Here is an 8,438-nt window from a genome sequence, read left to right as displayed (position 1 = left end):
ATAACTTAACATCTTTAAAAATTTTGACTACCTAATATTAAACAACAAAGAATACTTTAAGTTTACAGATAGAAATAGAAGACCACCGAAAGACCCTGTAAACGCAATGCTTTCACTCTCATACGGAATGCTTAGAGTGCTTGTGCAAAACGCTCTTGAAACAGTAGGCCTTGATCCATACGTCGGTTTTTATCATAAAGACAGACTAGGAAGACAATCATTAGCACTAGACCTATCAGAAGAGATGAGAGCATATATGGCAGATAGATTCGTCCTAAGCTTAATAAACAGATCTCAAATCGAAGAGAAAGATTTTATCGCAAAAGATAATGCTTCATATGAATTTACAGAAGAAGGAAAAAGAAAGTATCTGGATATATGGAATAAAAGATTACAAGATACAATTACACATCCATTCCTAGAAGAAAAAATAGAAGTCGGATTGTTACCATATGTTCAAGCAATGCTTTTAGCTAGAACCATCAGAGGAGACCTAGAGGCCTATCCTCCATTTATAATAAATTAGTGCGAACCTCATATGAACATAAAAATTCAAGGAGATTCGCAGAAAAAAATGCTTAAAAATAAGCAAAAAAAGTGCATAAAATAAAATTTATGCACATATAAACACTAAATGTATGACAATGATAAAAATTTTTAGTACATTTAGCTGTCGCGCCCCTCATGGGCGCGTGGATTGAAATCTTTTCGGTCTTTTATCTCTTCGTAGGCTGCTTCGTCGCGCCCCTCATGGGCGCGTGGATTGAAATATAAATAGGTTGGCAAAAATCCGCCGCCAACCATTCGGTCGCGCCCCTCATGGGCGCGTGGATTGAAATTGGTATATCTTTCATCTTCTGCCCCTTTCTTATACTGTCGCGCCCCTCATGGGCGCGTGGATTGAAATTGCTTGTACTTCGTTATAGTTATATCCTGCGGCTGTCGCGCCCCTCATGGGCGCGTGGATTGAAATTTGCACGCTCCATTAAATCAGATATACTACCTGATATGTCGCGCCCCTCATGGGCGCGTGGATTGAAATTCCATCTATTAAAAATGCTCCTATCTCACCACTATTGGTCGCGCCCCTCATGGGCGCGTGGATTGAAATGTCAAAAACTATAAGCATGTTGACAAGAGCACAGTCGCGCCCCTCATGGGCGCGTGGATTGAAATAACTCCTTTTTGGTGTGCATAGTTGGTGCAGGGTTTGTCGCGCCCCTCATGGGCGCGTGGATTGAAATATGATTTTCTACTGCTAGGATAGGAGTTCCTGCTGCGGTCGCGCCCCTCATGGGCGCGTGGATTGAAATTGTTTTCCATAGCGTCAAATGCTTTAATTGATAATGTCGCGCCCCTCATGGGCGCGTGGATTGAAATTGCTATGGTTTACTTAATAACCAGTACTCACAGGTCGCGCCCCATACGGGCGCGTGGATTGAAATATAAGTGTTACCTCTTTGATAAGCTCTAAAGTCGTGTCGCGCCCCATACGGGCGCGTGGATTGAAATTCCGCATTTGGTGGGCAATATACCTTTGCCATCTGTCGCGCCCCATACGGGCGCGTGGATTGAAATAGTATTTGGCGGCATAGCATTACACAACATGTTTAGTCGCGCCCCATACGGGCGCGTGGATTGAAATTTTAAAAACACTTGGGACAACATGAAGAAAACAGCAGTCGCGCCCCATACGGGCGCGTGGATTGAAATTTCCAATCGCAACTTTGTGGCAAATTCCTGTTTGTTGGGTCGCGCCCCATACGGGCGCGTGGATTGAAATGGTGGCGAGCCTATGCTTAGGTATAAAGACATAATAGTCGCGCCCCATACGGGCGCGTGGATTGAAATGGTGGCGAGCCTATGCTTAGGTATAAAGACATAATAGTCGCGCCCCATACGGGCGCGTGGATTGAAATCTTTAATTATTATTAGCTGAAGTTATAATTGTGCACTATTATTTTGTTAAAATTTATATTTATTTTGATGTGGTATAATATTATTATATATGTTGATAGATTAAACGAAGACTGTATAAAATTTAAATAAAATAAATATAACAATTAAAAAAGGAGTAAAAATGGATATGAATTATAATGATTTAATTCTCATGGTTAGTAATTATATTGATGAGTTTAAAAAGCAATATTTAATAGAGCTTGAAAAAGATAATATTGATGAAGATTCTGGAGTACACACGGTTTTTTCATTAGTATTTAACCCGGTTCTTTTTAATGCTATCAGGTTCAATGATGAGGCTTTAATCAATAAAATGTTTACATTCATGGAAGCAATGGAGACTTCTGGCGATATCTATGTTTCTGAAGTTTTGGAATTTACAATTTTAGAAGAGCTTGCAGATGAGTTTTATGAAAGTGAAATATCTAAGTATATGGGGCCTGAAACAAAAATGGCTTATGAACAAATATCTAAATATATAAAAAAGTAATTATATAGGGAATGAACTTATGGATAAAATAAAACAAATTATCGAATACATAAAAGCTAATATTGATGAAATAAGAAAGCTTGACGACCAAGTATCATATGGGACTTTGCTTGGATATCTTGAAACGCTCAGTATTATTAAAAGCGTGTATGATGAGGAACAGTGGGTAGAACTAGGCTTAAATTTTGATGAAGATGAAGAGTATCTATAAGATAAGTGCAAGTTTATTCTGCCACCGTTATATATTTAGCAAGAGGTGATTAATATGATTAATTGGAAAAAAGCTGAGTTTGCAGACTATATCAAGGTAATTTTTAAGGACGGCACAAGCATTAGCGGTATGGGCGATGGAATTTCACTTGCGGAGGACTTTGATGATGAAGAATACGCTATGGATACATTTTTTATTGCAAGTGAAAATGGCACTATAGCTATTGATATGGCTGAAATTGAGGATATTATTTTATAGGAGTAGTTTTTATTGAGGTGTAATAATGAAAATAGATTTTTATTATTGGGGGAATATCTGCCCAATAACTACAGAAATTTTAAATTTGATGAGCGAATATGAAGATAAAATGGATATTTACTTGCATGACATTTCTAATGATAGTGAATCCTGTAAAATTAATAAAATATTTTTTCCATTTTTAACTGTACTTAATAATGTAAAAAGATATTACTCACCTATAAGCAGAAAATTTATGGAAGAAATTGCTGTGGGTATTATTCCTGAAGAAAAGCCATTTCTTCCTAAATTAGGGACCAAAATTATATCCGAAACTATTAAACCTATAAGAAAAGATAATTATATAGTCGCTTCAAAGTGTACATCTAGAAAAAATTGCTTAGGATGTGACAGTAAAATTGAAATGTATAATTCAATGAATGAAGAAATTTATGGTTTTATTAATGTTTTGCGAAATGAATTATTGGGTGGAGCTGAATTTGTTCCATCTAAATATGTTCCGTATGATATTCCAAAGAATGATGATATAGCATTTATCACATGTGTGTATTTATCAAATAAAGAATATGATTATAAATCTGCCCCACTTAAGGCGTTGGAAAATTATTTAGGAAGTAATTATAAAAAAGTTTTAGTAATATCTGATGAACTTGGAGTTTTTCCTAATGGAAACTTAGATTTTTTTATGAGAAACGATTACATAGATGAAGGAATAATATTTGAAGATAGCTATTGTAAATTACATTTAATGTCTAAGCTACTATGATATAGGAGAATAAAGTATAGTGCTGAAAAAAAATCTAGAAAAGTATAAGTCGCTTAGATAACATCTATTTGGGTATATATCAATCAAGGAGTTGATTATATGATTCTTATTGGATACAAAAAATGCACTACATGCAAGGGCATTGAGAAGATGCTTGATGAAAAGGGCATCAAATACTCTTACAGGGAGATTGACAAGGATGTTCCGACTAAAGCGGAGCTTAAGAAATGGCACAAGGCGTCAGGTCTTGACATCAAGCGTTTCTTCAACACTTCGGGTCTTGTTTATAGGGACATGAATCTCAAGGACAAGCTGGGCGATATGAGTGACGAAGAAAAGTACAAACTTTTATCGACTAATGGCATGCTTGTGAAAAGACCGATACTTATCGAGGACGATGGCTCTTTCGTGGCTGTGGGTCCTGATGTGAAAAAATATTTAGCGTAAAAATACGGACTGAGTTCATCTCAGTCCGCTTTTCATATGCTTATTGAATTATTCCTAAATTTATTTTTGCTCTTAGTACGCGCAAAACGTGTTCGTCGATATCCGCTTCTTTAATCTCGCCATTTGCCACGGCTGCCTTAACGGCCGCGATGTCATTAATGAAGTCTGCCCCACAAAGCATGTCGGCGCCTGCCTTAAGCGCAAGCACTGCGGCATTCTTCTTGCCTACAAACTTCTTTACGCCTTGCATTGCCAAATCGTCTGTGATGATGACGCCATCAAACCCTAGCTCATCTCTTAAAATTTTATGAACTGCGGGGGATATGGATGCGGGTGCATTTTTGTCAATTGCCTCGACTATATTGTGTGAGACAAGTACCATAGTCGCTTTGGCGTCTATCCCTGCCTTGAATGGAAGAAAGTCTTCGCTCTTAAATTTTTCCATTGGCCTCTTGTCGTGAACAAGGTCTGTGTGGGTGTCCTTGTTATTGCCGTAGCCTGGAAAATGTTTTAGGACGCTGCCCACGTGCGCTTCATTCATCACGTCAACAACGCTTTTTACATATTCTGCAGTTTCGGCTGGGCTCTTCGCAAAGCTCCTTTTGTATATAAAGTCATTTTTATTCGTGGAAATGTCTGCGACTGGCGCAAAATTAAGATTGATGCCAATGCTTTTTAGCAAATCCGATTTTTCTTTCGCGTCACTCTTAATTCGCTCCATGCCGCCATGCTTATACAGATACTGCGGCGAGGCGAATGGATATTTTCTAAAATTTTTATTCGTGCTCACACGACTGACCGTGCCGCCTTCTTCGTCCACGGCTATGAACATAGCTACCTTCGAAGCATTTTGGCACTCTTGTATATTTTTGACTACTGCATCTTTCGTTTTGCCTTTAAAATCTCTTCCGAATAAGATATAGCCGCCCAAATGGTGCTTCTTAGCTAGTGCCGCCGCATCTTTATCGGGGCAGCGCGCGATAAATATCTGGCCAATCTTTTCATCAAGAGACATCTTTTCTAATAGCTTTTCTTCTTTTGTCTTCTCTGGCAATTTTTTCTCCTCTATTGGCTTTGCCTTGTCATTTACTTTTGCCTCGTCATTTACTTTTGCTTCGTCATCTATTTTTGCTTCGCCATTTGCCTTTGCCTCATCATTTACTTTTGCCTTGTTTTGCAAATTTGCATCGTTTTTCGCCTTACACGTTACAAACACAGTCATTGACATAATAATAAAAAGTGTTAATAAAATTTTCTTTTTCATCTATTTCACATTCCTTACAAGTATTGCCTTGATCTTGACGTCTTGAGAGCGCCACTTTGTCTCGTACTCGCTGATAAAGTCGTCTTGGAACTCGTCTACAGCCAAATCATCTGTTTTGAAAATTATCTCAAAGCCCTCGCGCTCGAAATACTTTAGTGACGATTCATAAAGACCTTGATCATCGGTCTTGAGCCTAATCGTCCCATCACGCTTCAGAATTTTTTTATACATCTTTAGTTGATCGGGGTAAGTGAGCCTTCTTTTGTGCTGCTTGTTCTTGGGCCACGGGTTAGGGAAGTTTATATAAATCTCCTCGACCTCGTTCTCTTGGAAGTACTCATCGACGTTTCTAATGTCTGCAAGTACAAGCCTTACGTTCGATGTGTCCTCTTCCTCAAGCATGCGCTTTGCATAAACGAGGCAGCCCTCTTCCATATCGATGCCGACGAAATTTTTCTCCTTAAAAGTATTTTTCAAATAATTAATAAAGCTGCCCATGCCCGAGCCGAGCTCTAGGTAGATGGGACTACTATTACCGAAGTCCTCATGCCATTTGCCCTTGTTCTCCATGGGTCTATATCTAAAGATGGGGCTCTCTTTAAGTTCAGGCAGCGCCCACCATTTTTTTCTCATTCTCATTTTATCACCAAGATTAGTTTAGCATATGATGGCTAAAATTGCAAGTTTGTGATATAATATTTGTATTGAGGAGGTATAATTATGTTAGCTCTTGTAAGTGGCGCTTCTCGAGGCATTGGCAGGGCCATAGCGATTGAGTTTGCCAAAAAAGGATACGATGTCTGCATCAATTACCATGAGCATGGTGATGAAGCGCTGGCAATTTTAAATGAAGTAAAAAAATATTCGAACGGCTTTGTTTATGGGGCAGACGTTTCTAATTATAATCAAGTTCTTAAATTAAAGGAAGAAATTTTTAAAAGATATAAAAAAATTGATGTGCTTGTTAATAATGCGGGCGTGGCTCTGACTAAGCTTGTGCAAGAAACGAGTGAAGAGGAATACGATTATGTATTTAACACGAATATGAAGGGCGTCTTCAACATGACTAAGGCTTTTATAAAGCCGATGATACATGAGGGGGCGGGCTGCATAATAAACGTAACGAGCATGTGGGGCGAGACGGGAGCCGCGATGGAGACTGTTTACAGCGCATCGAAGGGGGCTGTCATCGCTTTTACTAAGGCGGTCGCGAAAGAGGCGGCACCATCGGGCGTGAGAGTGAACGCAATAAGTTTAGGCTGCATAGCGACTGATATGATGAAAGTTTATTCTGAGGCTGAAATAGATATGCTTCGTGATGAAACGCCGCTTGAGGCCATCGGCACGGCAGAGGACGCGGCGAAGGCGGCAGTCTTTCTTGCTTCGCAGGACGCAAAATTCATTACAGGCGAAGTGCTTCGTGTGAACGGGGGCTTCTATATATGAAAAAAAAGAAAACTCTTCCAATTATAATCATCGCTCTGCTATTAGCAATAAATATATTTACTCTTTTATTTTTAAATATAGTGAACGTTAATGGCGATAGCATGGCTCCTGTGGCGAATGACGGGGATAAATTTCTTGCGATTAAAAAGCCTTTATTCAGTGAGATCAAAAGAGGCGATATTGTCGGAGCAAGGTCTGAGGCCTTGGACGTTGATATGATTAAAAGAGTGGTGGGACTGCCTGGTGAACACCTTGAGGTGACTAAAAAAGAAGGACTTTTGATAAATGGCAAGAGGCTTTACGAGACTTATCTTGAAGATAAATATATGAATGATTTTTCTTGGGTAGATAGGGACAATGGCTGGACGCTTTCTGATGATGAGGTCTTTTTAATGGGTGACAATAGGACTATAAGTACTGACTCAAGGTCATTTGGACCGCTTAAGATAGATGAAATAAATCATAAGATAATATTAAAACTGAAAAGTAGCAAAAAAAGATAGGGACTATAAAGTCTCTATCTTTTTTGATATAGCAGGTATCATTTGCTTCTTTCTTGAAAGAAGACCATCGACTGTAAACTCGTTATCAGCTAGCTCTTTATCGAAGGCTGCGGCGATATTTTCTTTGTATGAGCCTTGCACTAAAACTAGTGAATACTCTTTAAGTATATCAGTTATCATCAGTACGAAGCTATCTTCTTGATTCTTTTCTATCGTTTCTTTCATCAGATTTAGTAAATCATCTTTTCTCTTTTTCACTTCATCCATATCCATAGTCATGACTTGTGCGACGCGAATTTTTTTCTTAGCGATGTTAAATGACTTCACGTCCATCTTTAGTAGATCTTCGCTCGCTACGTCCTTGATGCTTGCCGCTTCGGTAAACATTTCTATAGCGTAGACGTCTGGATCGATGCCAGCTATTGGCGCAAGAAAGTCTATCATCTTCGCGTCTGTCCTTGTGCTTGTCGGCGACTTAAGTAAAAGTGTGTCTGAGATGATGGCTGAGATTAATAAGCCAGCAATGTGCTTTGGAATTACTACGCCATTCTCAATAAACATCTTTGTGATTATGGTTGCTGTCGAGCCTAGTGGTTCGTTCCTGAAGTATAGTGGCAATTTTGTCTCGACGTTGGCAACTCTGTGGTGGTCGATGATTTCAAGGATTTCAGCCTCTTCGATGTCGTCGACGGATTGAGTTCTTTCGTTGTGATCGACTAGGATGATGTTTTTCTTCTTGTCGTCAAGCAAATGGTAACGGCTGACTGTGTTTATGACACCCCCTTCATTATCAAGGACAGGGAAGCAGCGGAATCTGTTTTTGTTCATCTCGGCTTTGACGTCTGAAACAAAATCTTGTATGTGGAAGGTCTTGATGCCATCCTTTGTCATCGCGTACGATACGGGCGCGCTTAAAGGAAGCACCCTTGATGCCATAAAGGAGTCGTACTCAGTCGATATGATGCTGATGCCTTTTTCCTTAGCCAAATTTAAGATTTTTTCGCTTATGTCAAAGCCGCCAGTCACTATCATGCAAGAAACATTTCTCTTGATCGCGTCCTCTTGAGCGTCCTCTCTGTCGCCGAGTATAACGA

11 protein-coding genes and 1 CRISPR repeat array are annotated in these 8,438 nt (G+C 39.3%); of the genes, 8 read left to right on the top strand and 3 right to left on the bottom strand.

The features are described from left to right. Nucleotides 1-10 precede the first annotated feature (10 nt). The 6 genes from cas1 (at nt 11) to Q0E71_RS05920 (ending at nt 4,131) form a co-directional block, all read left to right on the top strand. The gene (cas1, locus tag Q0E71_RS05945; protein WP_294796979.1) at nt 11-526 is read left to right on the top strand and encodes a CRISPR-associated endonuclease Cas1; all 516 of its coding nucleotides are present in this window, start codon (nt 11-13) and stop codon (nt 524-526) included. A gap of 146 nt (nt 527-672) precedes the next feature. After that, a CRISPR array of direct repeats spans nt 673-1,919; the repeat unit is 32 nt; unit sequence GTCGCGCCCCTCATGGGCGCGTGGATTGAAAT. Nucleotides 1,920-2,080: 161 nt separating this feature from the next. Next, nucleotides 2,081-2,449 carry a hypothetical protein gene (locus tag Q0E71_RS05940; RefSeq protein ID WP_294796978.1) on the top strand — a complete coding sequence of 123 codons (369 nt, stop codon included), beginning with the start codon at nt 2,081-2,083 and terminating at the stop codon, nt 2,447-2,449. Between the two features lie 19 nt (nt 2,450-2,468). Beyond that, nucleotides 2,469-2,660, top strand: a complete 192-nt coding sequence (locus Q0E71_RS05935; protein ID WP_294796977.1) for a hypothetical protein — start codon at nt 2,469-2,471, stop codon at nt 2,658-2,660. A gap of 54 nt (nt 2,661-2,714) precedes the next feature. Then, nucleotides 2,715-2,918 carry a hypothetical protein gene (locus Q0E71_RS05930; protein WP_294796975.1) on the top strand — a complete coding sequence of 68 codons (204 nt, stop codon included), beginning with the start codon at nt 2,715-2,717 and terminating at the stop codon, nt 2,916-2,918. Nucleotides 2,919-2,943: 25 nt separating this feature from the next. Beyond that, on the top strand, nt 2,944-3,684 hold the full coding sequence (locus Q0E71_RS05925; RefSeq protein ID WP_294796969.1) for a hypothetical protein: 741 nt from the start codon (nt 2,944-2,946) through the stop codon (nt 3,682-3,684). 99 nt (nt 3,685-3,783) lie between these two features. Continuing rightward, nucleotides 3,784-4,131 (top strand): Spx/MgsR family RNA polymerase-binding regulatory protein, encoded by a 348-nt coding sequence (locus Q0E71_RS05920; protein WP_294796967.1) that lies wholly within the window; start codon nt 3,784-3,786, stop codon nt 4,129-4,131. Nucleotides 4,132-4,171: 40 nt separating this feature from the next. Here the strand turns inward: Q0E71_RS05920 and Q0E71_RS05915 are convergent, their stop codons facing one another. Then, nucleotides 4,172-5,395 carry a glycoside hydrolase family 3 protein gene (locus Q0E71_RS05915; RefSeq protein ID WP_294796966.1) on the bottom strand — a complete coding sequence of 408 codons (1,224 nt, stop codon included), beginning with the start codon at nt 5,393-5,395 and terminating at the stop codon, nt 4,172-4,174. Then, nucleotides 5,396-6,034, bottom strand: coding sequence for a tRNA (guanosine(46)-N7)-methyltransferase TrmB (gene trmB, locus Q0E71_RS05910; RefSeq protein WP_294796965.1), 639 nt, complete (start codon nt 6,032-6,034; stop codon nt 5,396-5,398). Between the two features lie 81 nt (nt 6,035-6,115). On the opposite strand from trmB, the gene Q0E71_RS05905 reads away from it, so the two are divergent. Both Q0E71_RS05905 and lepB read left to right on the top strand, forming a co-directional pair. Further along, a complete protein-coding gene (locus Q0E71_RS05905; RefSeq protein WP_294796963.1) occupies nt 6,116-6,841 on the top strand; it encodes an elongation factor P 5-aminopentanone reductase in 726 nt (241 codons plus the stop codon). Next, nucleotides 6,838-7,344 carry a signal peptidase I gene (gene lepB, locus Q0E71_RS05900; protein WP_294796962.1) on the top strand — a complete coding sequence of 169 codons (507 nt, stop codon included), beginning with the start codon at nt 6,838-6,840 and terminating at the stop codon, nt 7,342-7,344. The genes Q0E71_RS05905 and lepB overlap by 4 nt, the downstream gene beginning before the upstream one ends. A gap of 3 nt (nt 7,345-7,347) precedes the next feature. On the opposite strand, the gene Q0E71_RS05895 is transcribed toward lepB, so the two are convergent. Continuing rightward, nucleotides 7,348-8,438, bottom strand: a 1,091-nt coding sequence (locus tag Q0E71_RS05895; RefSeq protein ID WP_294796960.1) for a putative manganese-dependent inorganic diphosphatase, incomplete at its 5' end; no start/stop codon positions are given.

The organism is uncultured Fenollaria sp., assembly GCF_934202865.1.
Taxonomy (GTDB): Bacteria; Bacillota; Clostridia; order Tissierellales; family Peptoniphilaceae; genus Fenollaria.
Note: the sequence above shows the minus strand (reverse complement) of the source record. Positions and strands in the feature narration are given on the sequence as shown.